Here is a 23,677-nt window from a genome sequence, read left to right on the forward strand (position 1 = left end):
ATGTCGTGCTCGGCCCCGTCGGCCCACAGGTGCCGCACCGCCATGCGGTTGAGCGTCAGGGTGCCGGTCTTGTCCACGCACAGCACGGTGGTGGCGCCCAGGGTCTCCACCGCATCCATGCGCCGCACCAGCACCTGTTCACGGGCCAGGCGCCAGGCCCCCAGACCCAGAAACAGTGTCAACACCACCGGCAGTTCTTCCGGCAGGATAGCCATGGCCAGCGTCAGCCCCGCCAGCAGACCGCGCAGCCAGTCGCCCCGGCTCAGGCCATAGACCACGGCCAGCACGGCGGCCAGCAACAGCCCCGCCACGGCCACGCGGCGCACGATGCGCGCGGTCTCGGTGTGCACCGGGCTGGGTGGCGGCTCGGTGCGGGCCAGCGAGGCGCCGATGTGCCCCAGCGCGCTGCGCACGCCCGTGGCCAGCACCTCGGCCCGGGCATGCCCGGCGGTGATCAGGGTGCCGGCATAGAGACGCCCCTCGTCGGTATCCGCCACCTGCTTGAACACCGGCGCGGATTCGCCGGTGAGCAGGGACTCGTCGGCCGACACCCCACTGGCCGCCCGCAGCAGCAGGTCGGCCGGCACGCGGTCGCCTTCACTCAGCAGCACGATGTCGCCACGCACCAGCTCGCGGCCGGGCACGCGTTGCGCCCGGCCATCGCGCCACACCAGGGCCTGGGGACTGGCCAGCGCCCGCAAGGCGGCCAGCGAACGCTCGGCCCGCTGCTGCTGCACCAGGCTGATCCCCATGACCACCACCACGAAGCCCATCAGGGTCCAGGCCTCCTGGGCGCTGCCCAGCACCGCATAGAGCCCGCCGCAGGCCAGCAACAGGGCGAACATGGGCTCGGTGAGGACCGACCACAGCAAGCGCCACAGCGGGCGGCCGCCAGGGGTCTGCAGTTCGTTGGGACCGTCCTCGCGCAGCCGCTGTGCGGCCTCCGAGCTACTCAGCCCCTCGTCCATGACTCAGGCCTGCGGGACGGACTTCACCGGCGCGTGGTCCAGGTCGGGCCGGTGCCAGGGGTCCACATGGGTCATCAGGTTGAGCACCCGGTGGCGCTGCATCACCCGCTGCCGGGCCGCCACCGCGATGTCGTGGCCCTGCTCCACCGTGATGGCGGCGTCCACCTCGATGTGGGCGTCCACCACGATCATGTCGCCCATCTTGCGGGTGCGCACATCGTGCACGCCTGCCACACCGGGCGTCTCGACCAGGGTTTGGCGGATGGCCTGCACTTCCTCGTCGTCGGCCGCGCGGTCCATCAGGTCGTGCAGGGCGCTCCAGCCGAACTCGATGCCCATCTTGGCCACCATCAGACCGACGATCAGGGCCGCGATGGGATCGAGGATGGGATAGCCCGCCAGATTGCCCACCAGACCCAGCGCCACCACCAGCGAAGAGGCCGCATCCGAGCGCGCGTGCCAGGCATTGGCCACCAGCAGGCTGGACTTGACCTGCTTGGCCACGGCCAGCATGTAGCGGAACAGCAGCTCCTTGGCCACCAGGGTGCCCAGGGCCACCCACAGGGCGGCCACATGCACGGGCGGCAGGTTCGCGGGGGCGTGCAGCTTCTCGAAGGCAGACACCAGCATGCCCGCCCCCACCACCAGCAGCAGCACGCCCAGCACCATCGAGGCCGCGTTCTCGAAGCGCTGGTGGCCGTAGGGATGGTCGTCGTCCGCCGCCTTGCGGGCCTGGTGGCCTGCCACCAGCACCACCGCATCGGACACCAGATCGGCCAGCGAGTGCAGGCCGTCCGCCACCAGACCCTGGGATTTGGCCAGCAGGCCCACCACGATCTGCAGCGTCGACAGCACCAGGTTCACCGCCACGCTCACCCAGGTGCTGCGGCTGGCGGCCTTGGCCCGTTCGGCCGAGGTGTAGAGGGCGTGTTCGTCGGCGTCGTCGTCGTGGTTCTTGTATTGCATGGTGCGAGTCTGGCAGGCCGGGCTGATGAGAGTCTGAAGGCGCCGCCGGTCCGGAATGTGTCAGAGCAGCACGATGTCGTACTGCTCGGGGTTCATGGTCGGCTCGGCCGACAGCGAGATGGGCTTGCCCACGAAAGCCGACAGGTCGGCCAGGTGCTGGCTCTCCTCGTCCAGCAGCATCTCGACCACCGCCGCGCTGGCCACCACACGGAATTCCCTGGGGTCGAACTGCCGGGCCTCGCGCAGGATCTCGCGCAGGATCTCGTAGCAGACGCTGCGCGCGGTCTTGACCTGGCCGCGTCCCTCGCAGGTGGGACAGGGCTGGCACAGCACATGGGCCAGGCTCTCGCGGGTGCGCTTGCGGGTCATCTCCACCAGGCCCAGCTGGGTGAAGCCGCTCACCGTGGTCTTGGTGCGGTCGCGCGAGAGCTGCTTGCGCAGCTCGGCCAGCACGGCCTGCTGGTGCTCCTCGCGCGCCATGTCGATGAAGTCGATGATGATGATGCCGCCCAGGTTGCGCAGCCGCAGCTGGCGGGCGATGGCCAGGGCCGCCTCCAGGTTGGTCTTGAAGATCGTCTCATCGAAATTGCGCGCGCCGACAAAGCCGCCGGTGTTGACGTCGATCGTCGTTCGGGCCTCCGTCTGGTCGATGATGAGGTAGCCGCCGGACTTCAGGTCCACCCGTCGCCCCAGCGCCCGGGCGATCTCTTCCTCGACATTGAAGAGGTCGAAGATCGGCCGCTCGCCGCGGTAGTGCTCCAGCTTGGCGGCGGAAGCGGGCGTGTAGGCCATGCCGAAGGCCTTGAGCTGCTCATACTGCAGGCGCGAATCGATGCGGATGGCCAGGGTCTGCTCGGTGGCCAGGTCGCGCAGCACCCGCTCGGCCAGGGACAGATCCTGGTGCAGCAGCGTGCCCGCCGGTCGGGACACCGCGCGCTGGCGGATCTGGGCCCAGGTCTTGCGGAGGTAGGCGATGTCCTCGGACAGCTCGGTGTCGCTGGCCTCCTCGGCATTGGTGCGCAGGATGAAGCCGCCCGGCCCGTCCTTGCTGCCCGGCTCGGGCTTGCCCACCAGGGCCACCATGCGCTGGCGCAGCTGCTCGCGGGTCTCGACCGAGCCGATCTTCTGCGAGATGCCGATGTGGTTGTCCTGCGGCAGGAAGACCAGCATGCGCCCGGCAATGCTGATCTGCGTGGTCAGGCGTGCGCCCTTGGTGCCGATCGGGTCCTTGACCACCTGCACCGTCAGCGTCTGCCCTTCGAAGACCAGCTTCTCGATGGGCGTGGGCGGGTGGCTGTCGCGCGCCCCAGGTGCGTGGGCGGTGTGCAGATCGGCCACGTGCAGGAAGGCCGCGCGCTCCAGGCCGATGTCGATGAAGGCGCTTTGCATGCCCGGCAGCACGCGGGCGACCTTGCCCAGGTAGATGTTGCCCACCAGGCCGCGCTCCAGCGTGCGCTCGATGTGCAGCTCCTGGATGGCCCCGTTCTCGATGAGGGCGACGCGGGTCTCCTGCGGAGCCCAGTTGATCAGGATGTCGTGCATGTGCGGCCGCGTGGATGGGTGGCTTCTTCCCGGGGCCGCGGGCACGGCGGTCAGAGGCGGACGCGGGCCTGTCGCAGCAACTGGGTTGTCTCGTAAAGGGGCAAGCCCATGATACCGGAGTAGCTCCCGGCGATGCGCTCGATCCAACCCGCCAGCGCGCTCTGGATCGCGTAGGCGCCGGCCTTGCCGAAAGGCTCGCCGCTGGCCACGTAGGCGGCCACCACCTCGGTGGGCAAGGGCGCGAACTTCACGGTGGAGACATTGACCGCCAGATGGCTGCGCCGGCCGTCCCACAGGGCCACCGCCGTCAGCACCTTGTGGCTGCGGCCGGACAGCCGGGTCAGCGTGGCGGTGGCGTCGCCCGCATCGGCCGGCTTGCCCAGGATGCGCCGGCCCAGGGCCACCGTGGTGTCCGAGCAGAGGATGGGCGCGGCGGGCAGCCCGCGCGCCTTCCAGCGCGCCCGCGCCGCCTGCAGCTTGGCCCGCGTCACGCGCTCGACGTAGTCGGCCGGCGCTTCGCCGGAGCGCTCGGCCTCCAGGGCCTCGGCGTCCTCGTCGGGGCCGGGCAGCAGCAGCTCATGGCGCACGCCCAGCTGGTCCAGCAGCTGGCGACGGCGGGGGCTCTGGGAAGCCAGGTAGATGAAATCGTGCAGCGGTGCGGTGCTCATGGGTTGGCGATTGTGGCGCGGTCCCCGGCCGACCCCGCGCCCCGGCCCCAGCGGTGGCGCCAGGCCCGTCGTGCCGGATCCCCCACCCCGCGGGCCACGGCCCAGGCCACGGCCGCGCTCAGCACCAGGTAGGCGACCAGCAGCGGCAGCCGCCCGGCGTCGGGCAGCGTCTGCCGGCTCCAGACCTGGCGTAGCAGCGCCAGCACGAAGATGTGAAAGAGGTAGAGCTCGTAGCTGTGTCGGCCCAGCCAGGCCCAGGGCGCCAGCAGCCGGGCCCAGCGCGGGTGACAGGGGCGGCTGCCGGCCAGGGCCCAGAGCCACAGCGCGGTGGCCGCCGCCAGGGCCGAGAAGCTCCAGGCCGGGTGGGCGCCGAAATCCACGCTCCAGGCCGCCGCGATGCCGGCCAGCCCCAGGGCCCGTGCCCACGCGGCGCGCCGCGGCGACACCGGATGGCGGTGGGCCACCCAGGCCGCCAGCACGCCCCAGGCGATGGCGTCGAAGCAGGCCGGATAGGCGTAAAGGTAGCGGATCTCGTCGTCCGGGTGCACGGCCCGGTACAGCGGCCCCAGCAGCACCAGCGCCACCGCCACCAGCATCACCCGCTCGCCCCGGCCCAGGGCCAGGCAAAGCACGGCAAAGCCCAGGTAGAAGACCTCTTCCACCGAGAGCGACCAGTAGACGTTCAAGATGTAGTGGAAGTAGCCCCAGTCCTGCATCAGCTGGTTGTGCCAGAAGCCCAGCACCGACAGCAGCGCGATGGCCCAGCGCCCGGCCGTCATCGGCGGAGCGTGGGTGTCCCCGGCGAAGAAGGGCCAGCCCAGCAGGCCTGGTACCAGCACGCACAGCAGCGCCAGCGCCAGCAGCGGCAACAGGCGGCTGGCCCGCTCCACCGCGAAGCGGCGCCAGTCCAGCCGCTGCAGCGCCCCATCGCGCCGCAGCACATGGTCGGTGATCAGGAAGCCCGAGATGACGAAGAACAGCGTCACCCCGTAGTTGCCGCGCAGGGTCAACACCGCCAGCAGCGGCCGGCCCAGCCAGGTGCCCAGCGGGCTGCGGGCCAGGCCGAAGGCCAGCGTGAAGTGCAGGACCAGCACCGCCGCGATGGCCAGACCGCGCAGCGCGTCCAGCCGGGGCTCGCGGGGGAGCGCGGGGCGGGTGGCGCCGACGGGCTGCTCACTCACGGTGGTAGGGGTGGCCGTTGCGCAGCGACCAGGCGCGGTAGAGCGCCTCGGCCAGCAGCACCCGCACGAAGGCGTGCGGCAGGGTCAGGTCCGACAGGCGCAGGCTCTCGTCGGCCGTGCCCTTGAGCTGGGGGTCCAGCCCGTCAGGCCCGCCGATGAAGAAGACCACATCCCGTCCGTCGCCCAGCCAGAACTCGAAGCGCTGGGCCAGCTGGGCGGTGGTCAGGCGGGTGCCGCGCTCGTCCAGCAGCACGCGCCGGGCGCCCTTGGGCACGGCGGCCTCCAGGCGCTGGGCCTCGGCGGCCATCAGCTGCTCGGCGGTCTTGCTGCCGCGGGGCTCGGCCTTGACGGCCTTGAGCGCCAGGCGCATTTCCGGCGGAAAGCGCTTGGCGAAGTCCTCGTAGGCCGCGTCGGCCCAGGCCGGCTGGCGCTGGCCGACCGCGGCGATGATGAGCTGCATCGGTCAGGAAGGCAGCCGGCGCGTCAGCCGCGCTTGGCCGCCGCCTTCTTGGCCGGGGCGGCCTTCTTGGCAGGGGCCTTCGCAGCCACCTTGGCAGGGGCCTGGGCCGGCGCCGCCGCCTTGCGTGCCGGTACCGCCTTCTTGGCCGGCGCCGCCTTGGCGGCGGTCTTCTTGGCGGGCTTGCCCACCACCACCGTCTGCACCGGCTTGGCCTCGGCGGCCTTGCGGGTGGTGCCGGTGCTGCGGGTCACGGCCTTCTTGGGTGCGGTCTTCTTGGCCGCCGGGGTCTTGGCGGCCGCCTTCTTGGCCGGTGCGGCCTTCTGGGCGGAGGAGGCCGTGCCGCTGCTCACCTTGCGGGCCGGGGCCGGCTTGGCGGCCTTGGCAGGCTTGTCCTCGGCCGCGGCGGCCTTCTTCACCACCGGCTTCTTCTTGGCCGGGGCGGGGACGTCGTCCTCGTCCATCGGCTCCGAGGCCTTGACCAGGGAGGTCTTGGCGCTGCCCACCTTGAGCTTGACCGGCTTGCCGCCCCAGATTTCCTCCAGGCGGTAGTAGTCGCGGATGGCCGGCTGCATGATGTGGGCCACGGCGGCGCCGCAGTCCACGATGATCCATTCGCCGTTGTCCTCGCCCTCGGTGCGCAGCACCTGCAGGCCCGCGGCCTTGACGGACTCGCGCACGCTGGAGGCCAGCGCCTTGGTCTGCCGGTTGCTGGTGCCGGAGGCCACGATCACCCGCTCGAACAGGGGCGAGAGTTGCTCGGTGTTGAAGACCAGGATGTCCTGGGCCTTCACGTCCTCCAGGCCATCGACGATGGCGCGTTGCAGTTTTCGGATGTCCATTCAGTGGCCGGGCGGGGCCCGGTAGAGGCTGTGTTGATCAATATAGCGTGCCACCGCGTCCCCCACCAGAGGAGAGATCGGCAGACCGGCCGCCACCCGCGCCCGGATGTCCGTGGCGCTGATGTCCATTTGCGGCAGGGGCAGCACCTCGCAACGGTGCGGCACCCCGGCCAGCGTCGGCGGTGTCTGCACCGCCTGTCCTTCGCGGCCGGCCACCACCAGCGTCACCGACGCCAGCAGCTCCCGCCAGCCGTGCCAGCTGGCCAGGCGCGCGTACTGGTCCTGCCCGATCACCAGCACCCATTCGGTGCCCGGCTGCTCGGCAGACAGTTCGCGCACCGTGTCCAGCGTGTAGCTGGGCCCCTGGCGGCAAAGTTCGCGATTGTCCACCACAAACCGGGGTTCGCCCTGGGCCAGGGCCTGGACCATGGCCAGACGGTGCTCGGGTGCGGCCAGTTCACCCGCCGGCTTCTGCCAGGGCTGGCCGGCCGGCAGCCAGCGCAGTTCGTCCAGCGCCAGCAGGTCGCAGGCCAACCGTGCCAAGGCCAGGTGGGCCTGATGCGGCGGGTTGAAGCTGCCTCCGAACAGGCCGACGCGCCGCATGCCCGGTTCGCTCAGGCGCCTTCCGCCGCCCAGTCGCGCGGGCGCAGGAAGTCGGTGTAGAGCTTGGCTTCGGGCGTGCCGGGCTCGGGCTGCCAGTCGTAGCGCCAGTTCACCACCGGCGGCATGGACATCAGGATGGCCTCGGTGCGCCCTCCCGACTGCAGGCCGAACAGCGTGCCGCGGTCATAGACCAGGTTGAACTCGACATAGCGGCCCCGCCGGTAGGCCTGGAAGTCGCGCTCGCGCTCGCCGTAGGGCATGTCGCGCCGGCGCTCGACGATGGGCAGATAGGCCTTCAGGAAGGCATCGCCCACCGAACGGGTCATCGCGAAGCTGTGCTCGAAGCCTTCTTCGTTGAAGTCGTCGTAGAAGATGCCGCCGACACCGCGCGGCTCGTCGCGGTGCTTCAGGAAGAAGTACTCGTCGCACCAGGTCTTGAAGCGCGGGTACAGGCCGGCGCCGAAGGGGTCCAGCGCGTCGCGGCAGCTGCGGTGGAAGTGCACCGCGTCTTCCTCGAAGCCGTAGTAGGGCGTCAGGTCCATGCCGCCGCCGAACCAGACGACCGGATCGCGCCCGGCCGGCAGGGCGGCGAAGACGCGCACATTCATGTGCACCGTGGGCACATAGGGGTTGCGCGGGTGGAAGACCAGCGACACCCCCATGGCCTCGAAGGCCGCCCCGGCCAGTTCGAGCCGGTGGGCGGTAGCGGACGGCGGCAGCGAGCGGCCATGCACGTGGCTGAAGTTGCAGCCCCCTCGCTCCAGCAGTCCGCCACCCTCCAGCACGCGGGTCAGGCCTTCGCCTTCCAGCCGTTCGCCGGGCTCGCGCTTCCAGCGCACGGACCGGAACGGCTGGCCGTCGATCTCGCCGAGGGTGCTGACGATGTTGTCCTGCAGTTCGTAGAAATAGGCTCTGAGCGCCTCGCTGTCCATGGCTACCTCGAATGTAAAAAAGCCCGGCGGCTGGACACCACCGGGCTTGTTGAAACGACCTCAGCGCTTGATGGCGCGGTGGCCGATGTCGGTGCGCCACTGCGCACCGTCGAAATGGATGTCGCGCAGCACCTCGTAGGCCCGCTGCTGGGCGGTGCGGGCCGAATCGCCCAGCGCCGTCACACAGAGCACGCGGCCACCGGTGACCACGGTCTTGCCATCCTGCTGCGCGGTGCCGGCGTGGAAGACCATGCTGTCGGCCGTGCCCGCGGCCTCGGCCGGCAGACCGGTGATGACGTCGCCCTTGCGCGGCGCCATCGGGTAGCCGGCGGCGGCCATCACCACGCCCAGGGCGAAGCGGCGGTCCCAGTTCAGTTCCACCTTGTCGAGCGTGCCGTCGGTGGCGTGCAGCATCACCTCCACCAGGTCGCTCTTCAGGCGCATCATGATCGGCTGGGTCTCCGGGTCGCCCATGCGGGTGTTGAATTCCAGCGTCTTGGGCTTGCCTTCGGCGTCGATCATCAGGCCGGCGTACAGGAAGCCGGTGAAGGGGATGCCGTCCTTGGCCATGCCCTGGATGGTCGGCAGGATGATCTCGTGCATCGCCCGGGCGTGCACATTGGGCGTGACCACCGGCGCGGGCGAGTAGGCGCCCATGCCACCGGTGTTGGGGCCGGTGTCGCCGTCGCCAATGCGCTTGTGGTCCTGGCTGGTGGCCAGGGGCAGCACGTTCTTGCCGTCGCACAGCACGATGAAGCTGGCTTCCTCGCCCTGCAGGAACTCCTCGATCACCACGCGGGCGCCGCCGGCGTTGTGCACCACGCCCAGGGTGTTGTCCTCCAGCATGAAGCGCACGGCTTCATGGGCTTCTTCCAGCGTCATCGCCACGACCACGCCCTTGCCCGCCGCCAGGCCATCGGCCTTGACGACGATGGGCGCGCCCAGCCGGTCGATGTAGGCATGGGCCGCGGCCGGGTCGGAGAAGGTCTCGTAGGCGGCCGTCGGGATGGCGTGCCGCTTCATGAAGTCCTTGGCGAAAGCCTTGGACGATTCCAGCTGCGCGGCCGCCTGGGTGGGGCCGAAGATGCGCAGGCCGCGGGCGCGGAAGATGTCCACCACGCCCTGGGACAGCGGGGCCTCGGGCCCCACCACCGTCAGGCCGACCTTCTCGGCCTGGGCAAAGTCCGCCAGCGCGACCGGATCGGTGATGGCGACGTTGGTCAGGCGCTTGTCCAGGGCCGTGCCGCCGTTGCCCGGCGCCACGTAGACGCGCTGCACCCGCTCGCTCTGGGCCAGCTTCCAGGCCAGGGCGTGCTCGCGGCCGCCGTTGCCGATGACAAGGATGTTCATGAATCAGCCCAGTTCGGCGTTGTGGTAGACCTCTTGCACGTCGTCGAGGTCCTCGATGACGTCCAGCAGCTTCTGCATGCGCTCGGCGTCCTCGCCGGCCAGCGCGATGGTGTTCTCGGCGCGCATCGTCACCTCGGCCACCTCGGCGCTCAGGCCGGCGGCTTCCAGCGCGTTCTTCACGGCCTCGAAGTCGCCCGGCGCGGTCAGCACCTCGATGGCGCCGTCGTCGTCGGTGATGACGTCCTCGGCACCCGATTCGAGCGCCACGTCCATGACCTTGTCCTCCGAGGTGCCGGGGGCGAAGATCAGCTGGCCGCAGTGCTTGAACTGGAAAGCCACCGAGCCTTCGGTGCCCAGGTTGCCGCCGTACTTGCTGAAGGCGTGGCGCACTTCGGCCACCGTGCGGACGCGGTTGTCGGTCATGCAGTCCACGATGATGGCCGCGCCGCCGATGCCGTAGCCCTCGTAGCGGATTTCCTCGTAGGTCACGCCATCGAGGTTGCCGGTGGCCTTGTCGATGTTGCGCTTGACCGTGTCGGCCGGCATGTTGGCCGCCTTGGCCTTGTCCACCGCCAGACGCAGGCGGGGGTTGGCGCTGATGTCACCGCCACCCTGGCGTGCGGCCACCATGATTTCGCGGATCACCCGCGTCCAGACCTTGCCCCGCTTTTCGTCCTGACGGCCCTTGCGGTGTTGGATATTGGCCCATTTCGAGTGCCCAGCCATGGCAAATTTCTCCTGCCCCGGTGCGGTCGCCAGGGTCTTGGGGTTTCTTGGATAGACTGGCATTTTACTTGGGGCGCCCTCCCCGGGACGGCTCCAGGCACCACAAGATTCTCTGGAGGAAGTCATGGTCGATCCCATCCTGGTGGGTCAGCACGGCGAGATCACCTGCGAACTGCTGCCCGCCCTGGCCAACCGCCATGGCCTGATCACCGGGGCCACCGGCACCGGCAAGACCATCACCCTGCAGACCCTGGCCGAGAATTTCTCCAAGATCGGCGTGCCGGTCTTCATGGCCGACGTCAAGGGCGACCTGACCGGCATCAGCCAGGCCGGACAGATCGGCGACAAGCTGGCTGCCATCCTGAAGGAACGCGGCCTGGCCACGCCGGCCGCCATCGCCTGCCCCACCACGCTGTGGGACGTCTTCGGCGAACAGGGCCACCCGGTGCGCGCCACCGTGTCCGACATGGGCCCCCTGCTGCTGTCGCGCATGCTGGCCCTCAACGAGACCCAGGCCGGCGTGCTGAACCTGGTCTTCAAGATCGCCGACGACCACGGTCTGGCCCTGCTGGACCTGAAGGACCTGCGCGCCATGCTGCAGTACGTGGGCGACAACGGCAGCCAGTTCACCACCGAGTACGGCAACGTCAGCGCCGCCTCCATCGGCGCCATCCAGCGCGGCCTGCTGCAGATCGAGCAACAGGGCGGCGACCGCTTCTTCGGCGAGCCCATGCTCAACATCGCGGACTTCATGCAGACCGTCGATGGCCAGGGGGTGGTCAACATCCTGGCGGCCGACAAGCTGATGAACGCGCCGCGGCTGTACGCCACCTTCTTGCTGTGGATGCTGTCAGAGCTGTTCGAGACCCTGCCCGAGGTGGGCGACCTCGACAAGCCCAAACTGGTCTTCTTCTTCGACGAGGCCCACCTGCTGTTCAAGGACGCGCCCGACGCCCTGGTCGAGCGCATCGAGCTGGTGGTGCGCCTGGTGCGCTCCAAGGGTGTGGGCGTCTACTTCGTGACCCAGAACCCGCTGGACGTGCCCGACACCGTGCTGGGCCAGTTGGGCAACCGGGTGCAGCACGCCCTGCGCGCCTTCACCCCGCGCGACCAGAAGGCCGTCAAGAGCGCGGCCGACACCATGCGCGCCAACCCGGGGCTGGACATCGCCACCGCCATCACCGAGCTGGGCGTGGGCGAGGCCCTGATCAGCTTCCTGGACGCCAAGGGCCGCCCCAGCGTCACCCAGCGGGTCTTCGTGCTACCCCCGGGCAGCCAGATCGGCCCCATCACCCCCGCCCAGCGCCAGGCGCTGATCCAGGGCTCGCTGGTGGCCGGCGTCTACGAGAAGGCCGTCGACCGCGAATCGGCCTACGAGAAGCTCAAGGGCCGGGCCGCCACCACCGCCGACACACGGGACCAGATGCAGCAACAAGCCCCGCAGGGCGGCGGTAGCCTGGCCGACGAAGCAGGCCAGGTCTTCCGCGGCGGCGGCGCCGCACCGCAGGCCCCGCAGGGTGGCACGACCACCGGCAATAGCAGCGGCAACGGGGGCCTGCTGGGCGGCCTGGGCGGCCTGGGCGACATCCTGTTCGGCTCCACCGGCCCGCGCGGCGGCCACCGCGAAGGCCTGGCCGAGGCCGCGGCCAAGTCGGCCATCCGCACCATCGGCTCCAGCGTCGGCCGGGAGATCGTGCGCGGCGTGCTGGGCAGCCTGCTGGGCGGCAGCAGCAAGCGGCGCTGAAACGCCCCCCGCCGGCCGGCCGCCATTCGCGCCCGCCGGCTGCCGTTGGCGCCGCCCGCCCCCCTTTCGTCGCATTCGGCTGGCCCCGGCGAGCCCGCTCGGCAACCATGCAGCTCATCCGATCAAGGACGACCCGCCATGGACCCCCTGCATCCCCTCGCCACGCTCTTTGCCCCCTTCGCCAGCCTGCGCCCGGCCATCGCCATCCACCTGGCGGCCGCCCTGTCGGCCCTGTGCCTGGGCCCCTTCATCCTGTGGCGGCGCAAAGGCACGCCCAGCCACAAGATGCTGGGCCGCCTCTGGGGCGGCCTGATGCTCACCGCGGCGGTCAGCAGCCTGTTCCTCCGCGACTTCCACCTGCCCAACATCGCCGGCTACACCCCCATCCATCTGCTCACCGCCCTGACCTTCTTCGGTGTCATCGGCGGCGTGCTCTGGGCCCGGAAAGGTCAGATGGTGTCCCACCAGAAGGCCATGCGTGGCACCTTCTGGGGTGGCTGCGTCGGCGCCGGGCTCTTCGCCCTGGCACCGGGACGTTTCCTGGGCCAGTGGCTGTGGCACCACGCCTTGGGATGGCTGTGACCGCCCCCGCCCACCACAATCCCCGCAGGACCATGAACACGCCCGCCATGTCTCCGGCCACCGGCCGGCTCCCCTCCCCCCGGGTGATTGCCGTGAACGTGCTTCGCGCCCTGCTCATCTGCACCGGTGTGGCCCTGTTCATCACGGTGCTGCAGGGCGGCCGCGGCTTCTGGGAGAGCCTGGTCTACTCCAACACCATCGGCCTGAGCTGCACCGTGTTCATCGAGGCCGGGCGACGGATCGCGGCCCGCTGGATGCTGAGGCGCAGGCCCGACAACGAGGAAGCCCGCAACCACTGGCCTGGTTGGCCCCTGATGGTGCCCGTGCTGCTGCTGGGCACCCTGTCTGGCTACACCGTCGGCGTGGCCCTGGGCAATGCCACCACCGGCTACCACTTGCCCCTGCCCTGGGAGCTGGGGCGCCAGGCCGGCTCGGCCGGCACGCTGACCTTCAGCATCTCCGTGGGCGTCATCGCCACCTACCTCTTCTGGCTGCGCGGCCGGCTGGCCGCCACCCAGGCCCGGGCCGAGGCCGCCCAGCGCCTGGCCGCCGAGACCCAGCTCAAGCTGATGGAGAGCCAGTTGGAGCCGCACATGCTGTTCAACACCCTGGCCAATCTGCGGGCGCTCATCGGCGTGGACCCGGTCCAGGCCCAGGCCATGCTGGACCGGCTGATCGACTTCCTGCGCGGCACGCTGCAGGCCACCCGGGTCGAGCGCCACGCCCTGTCGGTCGAGTTCGCCCGCCTGGCCGACTACCTGGCCCTGATGCAGGTGCGCATGGGCGACCGGCTCGGCACCGCGCTGGAGCTGCCGGCCGAGCTGGCCGAGCTGCCCGTGCCCCCGCTGCTGCTGCAGCCCTTGGTGGAAAACGCCATCAAGCACGGGCTGGAGCCCCAGCGCGGCCCTGGCCGGCTGACGGTGCGGGCCTGGGCGACAGAAGGCCAGCTGCACCTGCAGGTGCGCGACACCGGCCGCGGCCTGGCCGCTGCCGGACGCGATGGCACGGCCGCGCCAGGCACCGGCTTTGGCACCCAGCAGGTGCGCGAACGCCTGCAGGCCCTGTTCGGCGGGCGCGCCAGCTTCCGCCTGAGCGAGCCGCCCGAGGGCGGCACCAGCGCCGACCTCACCCTGCCCCTGGACTGACCCCATGAACACACCCGCCCCCACCGCCCTGATCGCCGAGGACGAACCCCTGCTGGCCCGCGCGCTGGCCGCCGAGCTGCAACGCGCCTGGCCCGGGCTGCAGCTGCTGCCCACCGCGCCGGACGGCGAGGAGGCCGTGGTCCAGGCCCTGGCCGCCCTGCCCGACCTGCTCTTCCTGGACATCCGCATGCCGGGCCAGACTGGGCTGGAGGCGGCCCAGGCCATCGTCGAAGACTGGCCGGCCGAGCGGCCGCTGCCGCTGATCGTCTTCGTCACCGCCTACGACCAGTACGCCCTGCAGGCCTTCGAGGCCAGCGCGGTGGACTATGTGCTCAAGCCGGTGCAGGCCGAGCGCCTGGCCGCCACCTGTCGGCGGCTGCAAGGCCTGCTGGCCCAGCGGAGCGCGCCGGCCGGCCCGGCCGCGGGGGGCGAGGACGCCGCCCTGGTCGAGCGCCTGCGCCAGCTGCTGGGCGGCCCGGGCACCGCCGCCGCATCGGCGGGCACGCCGCTGCAGCTGATCCAGGCCAGCGTGGGCACCGCGGTGCACATGGTGCCGGTGGGCGAGGTGGTCTATTTCGAAGCAGCCGACAAGTACGTGCGCGTGCTGACCGCCGAGCGCGAATACCTGATCCGCATGTCGCTGCGCGAGCTGCTGCCGCAGCTGGACACGCAGCGCTTCTGGCAGGTGCACCGCGGCACCATCGTGCGTGCCGACGCCATTGCCCAGGCCCTGCGCGACGAGGCCGGACGGGTCCAGCTGAGCCTGCACCAGCGCCCCGAGCGCCTGGCCGTCAGCCGCATCTACGCCCCCCGGTTCAAGGGCATGTGAGACCGCCCCCTTGCCCGGCGCGGCCAGGGGGGGCGTCGCTACAATTCGCAGGATCACCGGGCCACCATCGGCCCGCTCACAGGACACCCTGCGCTTTCATGAGCGACACCAAGAACACCCCGGCCCACGAAGCCGTCAAGCCCGCCAACTTCCTGCGCGCCATCATCGAGCGTGACCTGGAGGCTGGCACCTATGCCCACCGCCCCTTTGGTGGCACCCCGGGTGACGCCGCCCACCACGCGGCCGGGCAGCCCGACCCGGCCAAGGTGCGGCTGCGCTTTCCGCCCGAGCCCAACGGCTACCTGCATGTGGGCCACGCCAAGAGCATCTGCCTGAACTTCGGCCTTGCGCGCGACTACGGCGGCGTCTGCCACCTGCGCTTCGACGACACCAACCCCGAGAAGGAAGAGCAGGAGTACGTCGACGCCATCGAGGAGATGGTGAAGTGGCTGGGCTGGGACTGGAACGCCTTTAGCACCCCCCACCTCTACTACGCCAGCAACTACTTCGACTTCATGTACCGGGCGGCCGAGACGCTGATCGAGCGCGGCCAGGCCTATGTGGACGAGCAGACGCCCGAGGAGATGCGCGCCAACCGCGGCGACTTCACCACCCCGGGCACCAACAGCCCCTTCCGCGACCGCACGGTGGCCGAAAACCTGGCGCGCTTCCGCGAGATGCGCGACGGCCAGCACGCCGACGGCAGCATGGTGCTGCGGGCCAAGATCGACATGGCCTCGCCCAACATCAACCTGCGCGACCCGGCCATCTACCGCATCCGCCGCGCCACCCACCACAACACGGGCGACAAATGGTGCATCTACCCGATGTACACCTTCGCGCACCCGATCGAGGACGCGCTGGAGCGCATCACCCACTCCATCTGCACCCTGGAGTTCGAGGACCAGCGGCCCTTCTACGACTGGCTGCTGGAGAACCTGGCGGACGCCGGCCTGCTGGCCCACCCGCTGCCCAAGCAGTACGAGTTCGGCCGCCTGAACCTCAGCTACGTCGTCACCAGCAAGCGCAAGCTCAAGCAACTGGTGGACGAGAAGCACGTCAGCGGCTGGGACGACCCGCGCATGCCCACGCTGGCCGGCATGCGCCGGCGCGGCTACACGCCCGCGGCCGTGCGCAAGATGGCCGATGACACCGGCGCCTCCAAGACCAATGCCTGGATCGACTACTCGGTGCTGGACATCGCCCTGCGCGCCGACCTGGAAGAGCAGGCCCCGCGCGCGATGGCCGTCATCGACCCGGTCAAGCTCAAGCTGACGAACTACGCCGAGGTCTTCGGCAGCGCCGAGCACCGCGAGCCCTGCAGCGCCCCGGCCCACCCGCACCACCCCGAACTGGGCCAGCGCAGCTTCAGCCTGGGACCCGAGCTGTGGATCGAGCGCGAGGACTTCGCCGAGGTGCCACCCAAGGGCTTCTTCCGGCTCTTCCCTGGCAACAAGGTGCGCCTGAAGTACGGCTACGTCATCGAGTGCACCGGCTGCGAGAAGGATGCCGACGGCACCGTCACCGCCGTGACCGCCACCGTGCTGCCCGACACCAAGAGCGGCACCCCGGGCGCCGACGCGGTCAAGGTCAAGGGCGTGCTCACCTGGGTGGGCGTGCACGATGGCGTGGCCGCCGAGATCCGCCTGTTCGACCGCCTGTTCACCGAGGCCCAGCCCGATGCCGGTGGCCGCGATTTCCTCAGCGTGCTCAACCCGGGCAGCAAGAAGATCGTCCAGGGCTACCTGGAGCCCTCCCTGGCCCATGCCCCGCCGGAGGCCCGCTACCAGTTCGAACGCCACGGCTACTTCGTGACGGACCGACTGGACCACCGCGCCGACGCCCCGGTGATCAACCGCATCACCGGCCTGCGGGACAACTGGGCCAAGTAAGCCCCTCCCGCTTCCCCCGCGCAGGCGCCCCATCCGGGCGCCTGTGCCGCTTCTGGCAAGACCCACCATGTCCCGCCCTGCAAACCGCGCGGCCAGCGTGCCGCTGATCGACCTCGGTCGCGTGCTGGCCTCCCAGCTGATCGTCTGGCACCACCTGACCCTCTACAGCCCACTGCAGGCCCAGCTCGACCCGCTGGCGCCCTCGCTGTGGTCCTGGCTGGCCGACCCCGCCCGCATGGCGGTGCAGATCTTCCTGGTGATGGGCGGCTACCTGGCCGCCATGCAGTGGCTGCCCCATCCGGACGCCGGGGATCGCCTGCCCCCGGCGGCCCTGCCGCGCGCGCTGTGGCAGCGCTATCTGCGCCTGGTGCCGGCCTGCATCGTGGCGCTGGGCGCGGCGGTGCTCAGTGCCGAGCTGGCCCGCTGGCTCACCGGCGACCCCCACCTGCCGCCCACGCCCAGCTGGAGCCAGTGGCTGGTCAACCTGCTGCTGCTGCAGGACATCCTGGGCCAGGACGCCCTGAACGCCGGGCTCTGGTACGTGGCCATCGACCTGCAGCTCTTCGGCCTGGTGCTGCTGATCGTGGCGCTGCGCCACCACGCCGCCTGGCGCGGCGGGCTGACGGTCGGCCTGGTGCTGGGACTGACGGTGGCTTCGCTGTTCGGCTTCAATCTGCGGCATGAGCTGGACGCCTGGGCGCTGTACTTCTTCGGCAGCTACGGCCTGGGCATGCTGGCGGCCTGGGTGCGCAACGCCCGCCACCACCACCACGCCTGGCTGGGCCAGGCCTTTCTGGCCGGCGTGGTCCTCACGGCCCTGAACCTGGCCTGGCGCGACCGCCTGGTGGTGGCCGGCATCACCGCCCTGTGCCTGGCGAACCCGTGGCTCAACGGCCCGCTGTGGAGCCGCCTGGCCCAGTGGGGGCCGCTGCCCTGGCTGGCCCGCACCTCCTACGCGGTCTTCCTGGCCCATTACCCGGTCTGCGTGCTGACCGGCGCGGTGGTCAGCGCCTTTTGGCCCGACACCGCCGTCTTCAGCGCCCTGGGGCTGCTGGTCACCTGGGCCCTGGCCTTGCTGGCCGGCTGGGCCCTGCATGTGGGCGTGGAGCAGCAGGTCAAGGGATGGGGCCGAGCCCCCATGCGCCTGCCCGCAGGGGCCCTGCCCGCCACGCACTGACCCCGGAGGGCGAGCCACCCTTCCGTCCGTGCCCGGAGTCGGGCACGACGGTTTTGCTTGCAGAGTTTGCTTGCAGAGATATCCAATATCCTGGATGATTCCTCCATCATGAAGGAACCCTCCACGGAGCTGAACGACCGCATCGCCGAGCGCGTGCGCAGCCTGCGGTCCGAGCGCGGCCTGTCGCTGGACGCCCTGGCCGCCCGCTCCGGGGTCAGCCGGTCCATGATCTCGCTGATCGAACGTGGCGAGAACAACCCCACCGCCGTGCTGCTGGACCGCCTGGCCCAGGCCCTGGACGTGCCCCTGGCCTCGCTCTTCGACAGCCCGACCCCACCGCCCGAGCCCATCGCCCGGCGTGCGGCGCAGATGGTCTGGCGCGACCCGGCCTCCGGCTATCTGCGTCGCAGCGTCTCCCCCGGCGGGCCCGACACCCGCACCCAGCTGGTCGAGGTGGAGTTCCCGCCCCAGGCCCGGGTGGCCTACGACAGCCTGGAGCGGCTGCAAGGCGTGCAGCAGCTGGTCTGGCTGCTGGAAGGCCGGCTGCAGCTCACCGTCGACCAGACCGTCCACACCCTGGAGGCCGGCGACTGTCTGGCCATGACCCTGGACAAGCCCATCGTCTTCCACAACCCCGGCCAGACGCCCGCGCGCTACGCCGTGGTGCTGACCCGGAACTGAGATGAACCCCTCCGCGCTTCACGCCCTCGCCTGGACCATCCGCCGCGTCGAGCGGCTCAACCCGCGCCAGATCGACGAACTCGCGGCCCTGTTGGTGGCCGTGGTGCACGCCGGTGCCTCGGTGGGCTTCATGGCGCCGCTGAGCCTGGAGAAGGCCCGGCGCTTCTGGCAGGACATCGACGCGGCCGTGCAGCGCGGCGAACGCGCCCTGCTGCTGGCCGAGCTAAGCGACGCGGACGGGAACGCACGCGTGGTCGGCACGGTGCAGCTCATCCTGGATCAACCGGAAAACCAACCCCACCGCGCCGACCTGGCCAAGATGCAGGTGGCCCCCGAGATGCAGCGCCAGGGCCTGGGCGCCGCCCTGATGCAGGCCGCCGAGGACACCGCCCGCGCCTGCGGCAAAACCGTGCTGGTGCTGGACACCGTCACCGGCAGCGCCGGCGACCGGCTCTACAGCCGCATGGGCTGGCAGCGCGTGGGCGAGGTGCCCAGCTATGCCCTGTGGCCCGATGGCCGGCCCTGCCCCACGACCTACTTCCACAAGCAGCTCACATGAACAAGATCACCCTGCGCCCCTGCGAGGCCGACGCGCACGCCGACGCCATCCTGGCCATCTTCAACGAGGCCATCGCCCACAGCACCGCGCTGTACGAGTACCAGCCGCGCACCCTGCAGACCATGGCCACCTGGTTCGCCACCAAGCAGGCCGGTGGCTTTCCGGTGATCGGTGCCTTCGACCCGGCCGGCGAGCTGCTGGGCTTCGCCAGCTGGGGCACGTTCCGGGCCTTCCCGGCCTTCAAGTACACCGTGGAGCACTCGGTCTATGTGCGCCACGACCAGCGTGGCCGCGGCATCGGCGAGCAGCTGCTGCGCGAGCTGCTGCGTCTGGCCGAGGCCAGCGACCGGGTGCATGCCCTGATCGCCGGCATCGACATGCAGAACAGCGGCAGCATCGCCCTGCACGAGAAGCTGGGCTTCCGGCCGGTGGGCGTGCTGCCGCAGGTGGGCTTCAAGTTCGGCCGCTGGCTGGACCTGGGCTTCTGGCAGCGGACCCTGGCCACGCCCCGCCAGCCGGTGGACGGTTGAGACCTGGGCCCAGGCGCCGGCTCAGGCTGCTGCGCCAGCGCGGATCAGCGTGCCCACATGCTCGCCGCGCAGCGCCGCGGTCAGGCGGCCAGGCACCAGGCCATTGACCACCTGCACCTGGCCGATGTGACGGGCGTTGGCCATGCTCTCCAGCATGGCCCGGTCCACCGGCAGCGGCCCGGGGCGCTTCAGCAGCTCGGCGGCGCTCACCTCGCGCAGCAGCTCGGCGCTGCCGGCTTCGGGGCCGTTGGGGTCGGTGCTGCAAATGCCGTCCACGTCTTCCACGAGGGTCAGGCCGGCAGCCCCCAGCGCATCGGCGGCCAGGAAGGCACCAGTGTCGGCCCGGTGGGCGGGGATGCGCGCGCCGGGGAACTCATGGTGGTGATAGGGCGGAAAGGCGCTGCCCACCACCGCCCGCGCGGCCTGCAAATGGATGGCCAGTTGATTGGCGATGGTCGGGTGTTCCACGTAGGACACGCCGTCGGCCGACAGCATGGCCGCCAGGATGTGACCGTTCTGCCCGGCCTCGCTGGCCGCCAGCGGGGCCAGCGAGCCGACCGGCAGGCCCAGGTCCAGGCCCACGCCATAGACATGCCGAGCCCGCAGGCCGGCGCCGGTCAGGAACAGCAGCCGGTGTTCCGGCAGCAGCTGGCGGATCTCCTCGACCAGGGGCAGGATGGCGGCCGCGCCGCGGTCCATCAGGCGGCCGCCGATCTTCACGACCTGCAGCCAGGGCAGCAGGCGCATGGGCTTGACGCCCGCCACGGGGCGGGTGAGTGCGCTGTTCTGCAGGGTCTGGCGCGCCAGCGCCGAGGCGACATGCTTGATGCCGGTGGTGGTGTCAGTCATGGCATCTGGCCTTTCAATCCGCAGTGATGAGGGTGCCGACGTGCTCGCCAGCCAGCGCCCGGGTCAGGTTGCCGGGCTTGAGCCCGTTGATCACCTGCACCTCGCGCACATGCCGGGCCGACTGCAGCAGGTCCAGCACCGGGAACTCGAGGATCGAATCCTGCAGCCCCTTGGCCTTCATCTCGTCCACCGAGATCTTCGGGATGAAGGTGGCGCCCTTGTCCGTCTTGGGATTGGCGGTGAACAGACCGTCCTCGTCCTTCACGTAGATCATGCGCTTGCAGCCGAACTGCTCGGCCACCAGATAGCAGCCGGCATCGGTGCGGTACGGCGGGATCACGCCCTCGGCCGAAGGCCGCATCCAGAGCTTGTAGGGCGGCATGCCGCTGAAGACCACGGCATTCACCTCGGCCAGGTACAGCGGCACCGCCGACAGGCCGGCGCCGTCCACCGCGGAGATGCCGTGCTGGGCCATCAACTGGCCCAGCATGGCGGCGTTCTGGTCGGCCACCGAGGCGCCCAGCTGCGCCAGCACGCCGGCCGGCAGGTTCAGCCCCGCAGCGATGGAATAAAGGTGGCGGGCCCGCGTGCCCGCGCCAGTGCCGATCAGCATCTTGTGCTGCTTGCGCGCCGCGACGATCTCGTCGACCAGGGGGAACACCGCCGCACGACCGCGGTCGATGATGCTCTGGCCACCGATCTTCAGCACGGTGGCGTCCGGCAGGATGCGGAAGTCGGACGCCGTTTCGGCGGCAGCCAGCAGTTCGGGATCTGACAGCGTGCGCTGCATCAGCAGCGCTTCCAGCGCCGTGGGGGTGGGGGTCATGGGCGTCCTTCCCGGTTCAAGCCAATGGGTGACAGGACTCAAGCATGCCGCATGCCGATACCGCATGCCGATGCGCGAGTGCCGCTTCTGGGCCGGCCGCGCGTGACACGGACCTGCCAAAACCCCACAACGCTAAGGGAATACGCTATGTAGATGCAACCGTAACCCAGGCCCGCGCTCGGACCCAGCCCTCGACGCCTCGGAGGCCCTGGCGCCCTCAGTGGCCGGCCACCCGCCCCAGCGCGTCGCCCACCGCCTGGCGGAATTGGCGCAGTGCCGCCAGTTCGCCATCGGGCGCGGCCAACGCGGGCCAGAGCATCTCCACCAGGCCGGCGGCCGTGGCCTCCACATCCAGCTTGTCCGCCCCGGCCGCCCCCTGGCCGATCACCTCCCACAGCAGGTGCTCCACCGGGCCCAGCACCAGCGCGCGCATCAGGCGCAGCGGCAGGTCCTGGCGGATCTCGCCACGTTCGCGGCCGCGGGCCAGCAGATCCATCAGCGGCGCGGTGTAGCGGCGCTGCAGCGGCTGGAAGGCCTCCGCAAAGTCCTGCCCCTTGCTGCGCCCCTCGGACAGCACCAGCGCGCACAGCCCGGTGCCCTGGATCAGAAACAGCCGCAGGTGGGTGCGCACGAAGTAGGCCAGTTGCTCACGCGCGGGCCGGTCCGGCGGCATGCCGCCCTCCATGGCCGCGATGATCTCGTCGTACCAGTCGGCGATGACGCGCACGCACAGCTCGCGCTTGCCGTGGAAATAGGTGAACACCGTGGCCTCGGAAACGCCCAGGCGCTGGGCGATTTCGGTGGTGGTGGCGCGCTCGTAGCCCTTCTCGGCGAAGACCTCGCGGCCCACCCGCAGGATGTCGCGCATGCGCTGCTCGCTGCGGGCACTGGTGCCGCCGCGGCGGGTGGTGGCAAAGCCGGCTTCGGTCTGGGGCATGGTATTTTTTGAGTGTTACTCAATTTTGTCAGAGCCCACATGACTTGATCAATCTCAGAGAGGCCTCGGAACTGCTAGGGAAATCCCCCAGGATCGCCGGATGCTTTATTGAGTGAAACTCAAAACAACGATCCGCAGGAGACAGACCCCATGTTCGAATCCACCTTCACCTTCCCGCTGGGCGAGGACATCGCCGCGCTGCGGGAGGCCGTGCGCACCTTCGCCCAGGCCGAGATCGCCCCGCGCGCCGCCCAGGTCGACCGCGACAACCTCTTCCCCGCCGACCTCTGGCGCAAGCTGGGCGAGATGGGCGTGCATGGCCTGACCGTGCCGGAGGAGTACGGCGGCACCGCCATGGGCTATGTGGCCCACATGGTGGCGATGGAGGAGATCAGCCGGGCCAGCGCCTCCGTCGGCCTGTCCTACGGCGCGCACAGCAACCTGTGCATCAACCAGATCAAGCGCAACGGCAGCGCGGCCCAGAAGGCCAAATACCTGCCCAAGCTGGTCAGCGGCGAGCATGTGGGTGCTCTGGCCATGAGCGAGCCGGGCGCCGGCTCCGACGTGGTGAGCATGACGCTGCGCGCCGAGAAGAAGGGCGACCGCTACGTGCTCAACGGCAGCAAGATGTGGATCACCAATGGCGGCGATGCCGACACGCTGGTGGTCTACGCGAAGACCGAGCCCCAGGAAGAGGGCCCCCACGCTTCGCTGCCCCCCGAGGGGGCTCGCCCGGCTTCGGGCGGCCGTGCGCCCGGGCGAGGCGCCAAGAGCCTGACCGCCTTCATCATCGAGAAGGGCTTCCAGGGCTTCAGCCACGGTCACCACCTGGACAAGCTGGGCATGCGCGGCTCCAACACCTTCCCCCTGTTCTTCGACCACTGTGAAGTGCCCGAAGAAAACGTGCTGGGCGGCGAAGGCAATGGCGCCAAGGTGCTGATGAGCGGCCTGGACTACGAGCGCGTGGTGCTGTCCGGCGGGCCGCTGGGCATCATGGCGGCCTGCATGGACGCGGTGGTGCCCTATGTGCACGAGCGCAAGCAGTTCGGTCAACCCATCGGCGAGTTCCAGCTGATGCAGGGCAAGCTGGCCGACATGTACAGCACCTTCCAGGCCTGCCGCGCCTATGCCTATGCGGTGGCCCAGGCCTGCGACCGTGGGGATCATTCCCGCACCCTGCGCAAGGACGCGGCCGGCGTCATCCTCTACACCGCCGAGAAGGCCACCTGGATGGCCGGCGAGGCCATCCAGACCCTGGGCGGCGTGGGCTACACCAAGGACTTCCCGGTGGAGCGCCTGTGGCGCGATGCCAAGCTCTACGAGATCGGCGCGGGCACCAGCGAGATCCGCCGCATGCTGATCGGCCGCGAGCTGTTCGCCGAGACGATCTGACCATCCCAGAGCCACCCAAGGCCACGAGGCGAGGAGACACCCCCATGCACGATCCCATGCGCGAAGGGCCCCTGACCCACAGCCAGGACCGCGGCAGCACCGATGTGCCGCTGATCGAGGACACCATCGGCGCCCTGTTCGACGCCACCGTGGCCGCCCACCCGCACCGCGAGGCGCTGGTCAGCGTGCACCAGGGCCGGCGCCTGACCTACCAGCAGCTGCAGGCCCAGGCGGACCAACTGGCCAGCGCCCTGCTGCGCCAGGGCCTGCACAAGGGCGACCGCGTCGGCATCGGTCGC

25 protein-coding genes are annotated in these 23,677 nt (G+C 70.3%); 11 read left to right on the top strand and 14 right to left on the bottom strand.

What is annotated here, in order from left to right:
* The 11 genes from I73_RS18145 to I73_RS18195 all read right to left on the bottom strand — a co-directional run.
* Positions 1 to 968 (bottom strand): HAD-IC family P-type ATPase (locus I73_RS18145; protein WP_022981913.1); only part of this gene is annotated, 968 nt, incomplete at its 3' end.
* A 3-nt stretch (positions 969 to 971) separates the two neighbouring features.
* The gene (locus I73_RS18150; protein WP_022981914.1) at positions 972 to 1,934 is read right to left on the bottom strand and encodes a cation diffusion facilitator family transporter; all 963 of its coding nucleotides are present in this window, start codon (positions 1,932 to 1,934) and stop codon (positions 972 to 974) included.
* Between the two features lie 60 nt (positions 1,935 to 1,994).
* Complete coding sequence (rng, locus tag I73_RS18155; protein ID WP_022981915.1) at positions 1,995 to 3,476, bottom strand: ribonuclease G; 1,482 nt, start codon at positions 3,474 to 3,476, stop codon at positions 1,995 to 1,997.
* Positions 3,477 to 3,526: 50 nt separating this feature from the next.
* Positions 3,527 to 4,144: a nucleoside triphosphate pyrophosphatase gene (locus I73_RS18160; protein ID WP_022981916.1), complete on the bottom strand. Its 618-nt coding sequence runs from the start codon at positions 4,142 to 4,144 to the stop codon at positions 3,527 to 3,529.
* Positions 4,141 to 5,325, bottom strand: coding sequence for an acyltransferase (locus I73_RS28875; protein ID WP_022981917.1), 1,185 nt, complete (start codon positions 5,323 to 5,325; stop codon positions 4,141 to 4,143). Before I73_RS28875 ends, I73_RS18160 begins: the two co-directional genes overlap by 4 nt.
* Positions 5,318 to 5,785, bottom strand: coding sequence for a 23S rRNA (pseudouridine(1915)-N(3))-methyltransferase RlmH (gene rlmH / locus I73_RS18170; protein WP_022981918.1), 468 nt, complete (start codon positions 5,783 to 5,785; stop codon positions 5,318 to 5,320). Before rlmH ends, I73_RS28875 begins: the two co-directional genes overlap by 8 nt.
* A 23-nt stretch (positions 5,786 to 5,808) precedes the next feature.
* Entirely contained in the window at positions 5,809 to 6,624 is an 816-nt protein-coding gene (gene rsfS / locus I73_RS18175; RefSeq protein WP_022981919.1) for a ribosome silencing factor, read from the bottom strand.
* Entirely contained in the window at positions 6,625 to 7,227 is a 603-nt protein-coding gene (gene nadD, locus I73_RS18180; protein ID WP_022981920.1) for a nicotinate-nucleotide adenylyltransferase, read from the bottom strand.
* An 11-nt stretch (positions 7,228 to 7,238) separates the two neighbouring features.
* Positions 7,239 to 8,159 carry an oxygen-dependent coproporphyrinogen oxidase gene (gene hemF / locus I73_RS18185; RefSeq protein ID WP_022981921.1) on the bottom strand — a complete coding sequence of 307 codons (921 nt, stop codon included), beginning with the start codon at positions 8,157 to 8,159 and terminating at the stop codon, positions 7,239 to 7,241.
* Positions 8,160 to 8,219: 60 nt separating this feature from the next.
* Positions 8,220 to 9,509 carry a phosphoribosylamine--glycine ligase gene (gene purD, locus I73_RS18190; protein WP_022981922.1) on the bottom strand — a complete coding sequence of 430 codons (1,290 nt, stop codon included), beginning with the start codon at positions 9,507 to 9,509 and terminating at the stop codon, positions 8,220 to 8,222.
* 3 nt (positions 9,510 to 9,512) lie between these two features.
* Entirely contained in the window at positions 9,513 to 10,235 is a 723-nt protein-coding gene (locus I73_RS18195; RefSeq protein ID WP_022981923.1) for a YebC/PmpR family DNA-binding transcriptional regulator, read from the bottom strand.
* A 124-nt stretch (positions 10,236 to 10,359) separates the two neighbouring features.
* Here I73_RS18195 and I73_RS18200 point away from each other — a divergent pair, with 124 nt between their 5' ends.
* The 9 genes from I73_RS18200 to I73_RS18240 all read left to right on the top strand — a co-directional run bounded on the left by I73_RS18200 (position 10,360) and on the right by I73_RS18240 (position 19,374).
* Positions 10,360 to 11,979, top strand: a complete 1,620-nt coding sequence (locus I73_RS18200) for a helicase HerA-like C-terminal domain-containing protein (RefSeq protein WP_022981924.1) — start codon at positions 10,360 to 10,362, stop codon at positions 11,977 to 11,979.
* Between the two features lie 138 nt (positions 11,980 to 12,117).
* Positions 12,118 to 12,561 carry a DUF2306 domain-containing protein gene (locus tag I73_RS18205; protein ID WP_051049274.1) on the top strand — a complete coding sequence of 148 codons (444 nt, stop codon included), beginning with the start codon at positions 12,118 to 12,120 and terminating at the stop codon, positions 12,559 to 12,561.
* A gap of 32 nt (positions 12,562 to 12,593) precedes the next feature.
* Entirely contained in the window at positions 12,594 to 13,706 is a 1,113-nt protein-coding gene (locus tag I73_RS18210) for a sensor histidine kinase (protein WP_234409541.1), read from the top strand.
* Positions 13,707 to 13,710: 4 nt separating this feature from the next.
* Positions 13,711 to 14,535 (top strand): LytTR family DNA-binding domain-containing protein, encoded by an 825-nt coding sequence (locus I73_RS18215; RefSeq protein WP_022981926.1) that lies wholly within the window; start codon positions 13,711 to 13,713, stop codon positions 14,533 to 14,535.
* 98 nt (positions 14,536 to 14,633) lie between these two features.
* Entirely contained in the window at positions 14,634 to 16,427 is a 1,794-nt protein-coding gene (locus I73_RS18220) for a glutamine--tRNA ligase/YqeY domain fusion protein (protein ID WP_022981927.1), read from the top strand.
* Between the two features lie 67 nt (positions 16,428 to 16,494).
* Positions 16,495 to 17,604 (top strand): acyltransferase, encoded by a 1,110-nt coding sequence (locus I73_RS18225; RefSeq protein ID WP_022981928.1) that lies wholly within the window; start codon positions 16,495 to 16,497, stop codon positions 17,602 to 17,604.
* 108 nt (positions 17,605 to 17,712) lie between these two features.
* Positions 17,713 to 18,285, top strand: coding sequence for a helix-turn-helix domain-containing protein (locus I73_RS18230; RefSeq protein ID WP_022981929.1), 573 nt, complete (start codon positions 17,713 to 17,715; stop codon positions 18,283 to 18,285).
* Between the two features lies 1 nt (position 18,286).
* Complete coding sequence (locus I73_RS18235; RefSeq protein WP_022981930.1) at positions 18,287 to 18,844, top strand: GNAT family N-acetyltransferase; 558 nt, start codon at positions 18,287 to 18,289, stop codon at positions 18,842 to 18,844.
* A complete protein-coding gene (locus I73_RS18240; protein WP_022981931.1) occupies positions 18,841 to 19,374 on the top strand; it encodes a GNAT family N-acetyltransferase in 534 nt (177 codons plus the stop codon). The genes I73_RS18235 and I73_RS18240 overlap by 4 nt, the downstream gene beginning before the upstream one ends.
* A 21-nt stretch (positions 19,375 to 19,395) precedes the next feature.
* Here the strand turns inward: I73_RS18240 and I73_RS18245 are convergent, their stop codons facing one another.
* The 3 genes from I73_RS18245 to I73_RS18255 form a co-directional block, all read right to left on the bottom strand.
* On the bottom strand, positions 19,396 to 20,223 hold the full coding sequence (locus tag I73_RS18245) for a molybdenum storage protein subunit alpha (protein WP_022981932.1): 828 nt from the start codon (positions 20,221 to 20,223) through the stop codon (positions 19,396 to 19,398).
* Between the two features lie 13 nt (positions 20,224 to 20,236).
* Positions 20,237 to 21,049, bottom strand: a complete 813-nt coding sequence (locus I73_RS18250) for a uridine monophosphate kinase (protein ID WP_022981933.1) — start codon at positions 21,047 to 21,049, stop codon at positions 20,237 to 20,239.
* A 217-nt stretch (positions 21,050 to 21,266) separates the two neighbouring features.
* Positions 21,267 to 21,986, bottom strand: a complete 720-nt coding sequence (locus I73_RS18255) for a TetR/AcrR family transcriptional regulator (RefSeq protein WP_022981934.1) — start codon at positions 21,984 to 21,986, stop codon at positions 21,267 to 21,269.
* 150 nt (positions 21,987 to 22,136) lie between these two features.
* On the opposite strand from I73_RS18255, the gene I73_RS18260 reads away from it, so the two are divergent.
* Together I73_RS18260 and I73_RS18265 are read left to right on the top strand one after the other, a co-directional pair.
* A complete protein-coding gene (locus I73_RS18260; protein ID WP_022981935.1) occupies positions 22,137 to 23,378 on the top strand; it encodes an isovaleryl-CoA dehydrogenase in 1,242 nt (413 codons plus the stop codon).
* Positions 23,379 to 23,422: 44 nt separating this feature from the next.
* Positions 23,423 to 23,677, top strand: a 255-nt coding sequence (locus tag I73_RS18265; RefSeq protein WP_026096919.1) for an AMP-binding protein, incomplete at its 3' end; no start/stop codon positions are given.

Source organism: Ideonella sp. B508-1, assembly GCF_000333615.1.
Classification (GTDB): Bacteria; Pseudomonadota; Gammaproteobacteria; order Burkholderiales; family Burkholderiaceae_C; genus Ideonella.

Bases quoted from the DNA above. Each gene is read 5' to 3' on its own strand.
- I73_RS18150 (WP_022981914.1), bottom strand. From the start codon at position 1,934: ATGCAATACAAGAACCACGACGACGACGCCGACGAACACGCCCTCTAC.
- rng (WP_022981915.1), bottom strand. From the start codon at position 3,476: ATGCACGACATCCTGATCAACTGGGCTCCGCAGGAGACCCGCGTCGCC.
- I73_RS18160 (WP_022981916.1), bottom strand. From the start codon at position 4,144: ATGAGCACCGCACCGCTGCACGATTTCATCTACCTGGCTTCCCAGAGC.
- rlmH (WP_022981918.1), bottom strand. From the start codon at position 5,785: ATGCAGCTCATCATCGCCGCGGTCGGCCAGCGCCAGCCGGCCTGGGCC.
- rsfS (WP_022981919.1), bottom strand. From the start codon at position 6,624: ATGGACATCCGAAAACTGCAACGCGCCATCGTCGATGGCCTGGAGGAC.
- nadD (WP_022981920.1), bottom strand. From the start codon at position 7,227: ATGCGGCGCGTCGGCCTGTTCGGAGGCAGCTTCAACCCGCCGCATCAG.
- hemF (WP_022981921.1), bottom strand. From the start codon at position 8,159: ATGGACAGCGAGGCGCTCAGAGCCTATTTCTACGAACTGCAGGACAAC.
- purD (WP_022981922.1), bottom strand. From the start codon at position 9,509: ATGAACATCCTTGTCATCGGCAACGGCGGCCGCGAGCACGCCCTGGCC.
- I73_RS18195 (WP_022981923.1), bottom strand. From the start codon at position 10,235: ATGGCTGGGCACTCGAAATGGGCCAATATCCAACACCGCAAGGGCCGT.
- I73_RS18200 (WP_022981924.1), top strand. From the start codon at position 10,360: ATGGTCGATCCCATCCTGGTGGGTCAGCACGGCGAGATCACCTGCGAA.
- I73_RS18205 (WP_051049274.1), top strand. From the start codon at position 12,118: ATGGACCCCCTGCATCCCCTCGCCACGCTCTTTGCCCCCTTCGCCAGC.
- I73_RS18210 (WP_234409541.1), top strand. From the start codon at position 12,594: ATGAACACGCCCGCCATGTCTCCGGCCACCGGCCGGCTCCCCTCCCCC.
- I73_RS18215 (WP_022981926.1), top strand. From the start codon at position 13,711: ATGAACACACCCGCCCCCACCGCCCTGATCGCCGAGGACGAACCCCTG.
- I73_RS18220 (WP_022981927.1), top strand. From the start codon at position 14,634: ATGAGCGACACCAAGAACACCCCGGCCCACGAAGCCGTCAAGCCCGCC.
- I73_RS18225 (WP_022981928.1), top strand. From the start codon at position 16,495: ATGTCCCGCCCTGCAAACCGCGCGGCCAGCGTGCCGCTGATCGACCTC.
- I73_RS18230 (WP_022981929.1), top strand. From the start codon at position 17,713: ATGAAGGAACCCTCCACGGAGCTGAACGACCGCATCGCCGAGCGCGTG.
- I73_RS18235 (WP_022981930.1), top strand. From the start codon at position 18,287: ATGAACCCCTCCGCGCTTCACGCCCTCGCCTGGACCATCCGCCGCGTC.
- I73_RS18240 (WP_022981931.1), top strand. From the start codon at position 18,841: ATGAACAAGATCACCCTGCGCCCCTGCGAGGCCGACGCGCACGCCGAC.
- I73_RS18245 (WP_022981932.1), bottom strand. From the start codon at position 20,223: ATGACTGACACCACCACCGGCATCAAGCATGTCGCCTCGGCGCTGGCG.
- I73_RS18250 (WP_022981933.1), bottom strand. From the start codon at position 21,049: ATGACCCCCACCCCCACGGCGCTGGAAGCGCTGCTGATGCAGCGCACG.
- I73_RS18255 (WP_022981934.1), bottom strand. From the start codon at position 21,986: ATGCCCCAGACCGAAGCCGGCTTTGCCACCACCCGCCGCGGCGGCACC.
- I73_RS18260 (WP_022981935.1), top strand. From the start codon at position 22,137: ATGTTCGAATCCACCTTCACCTTCCCGCTGGGCGAGGACATCGCCGCG.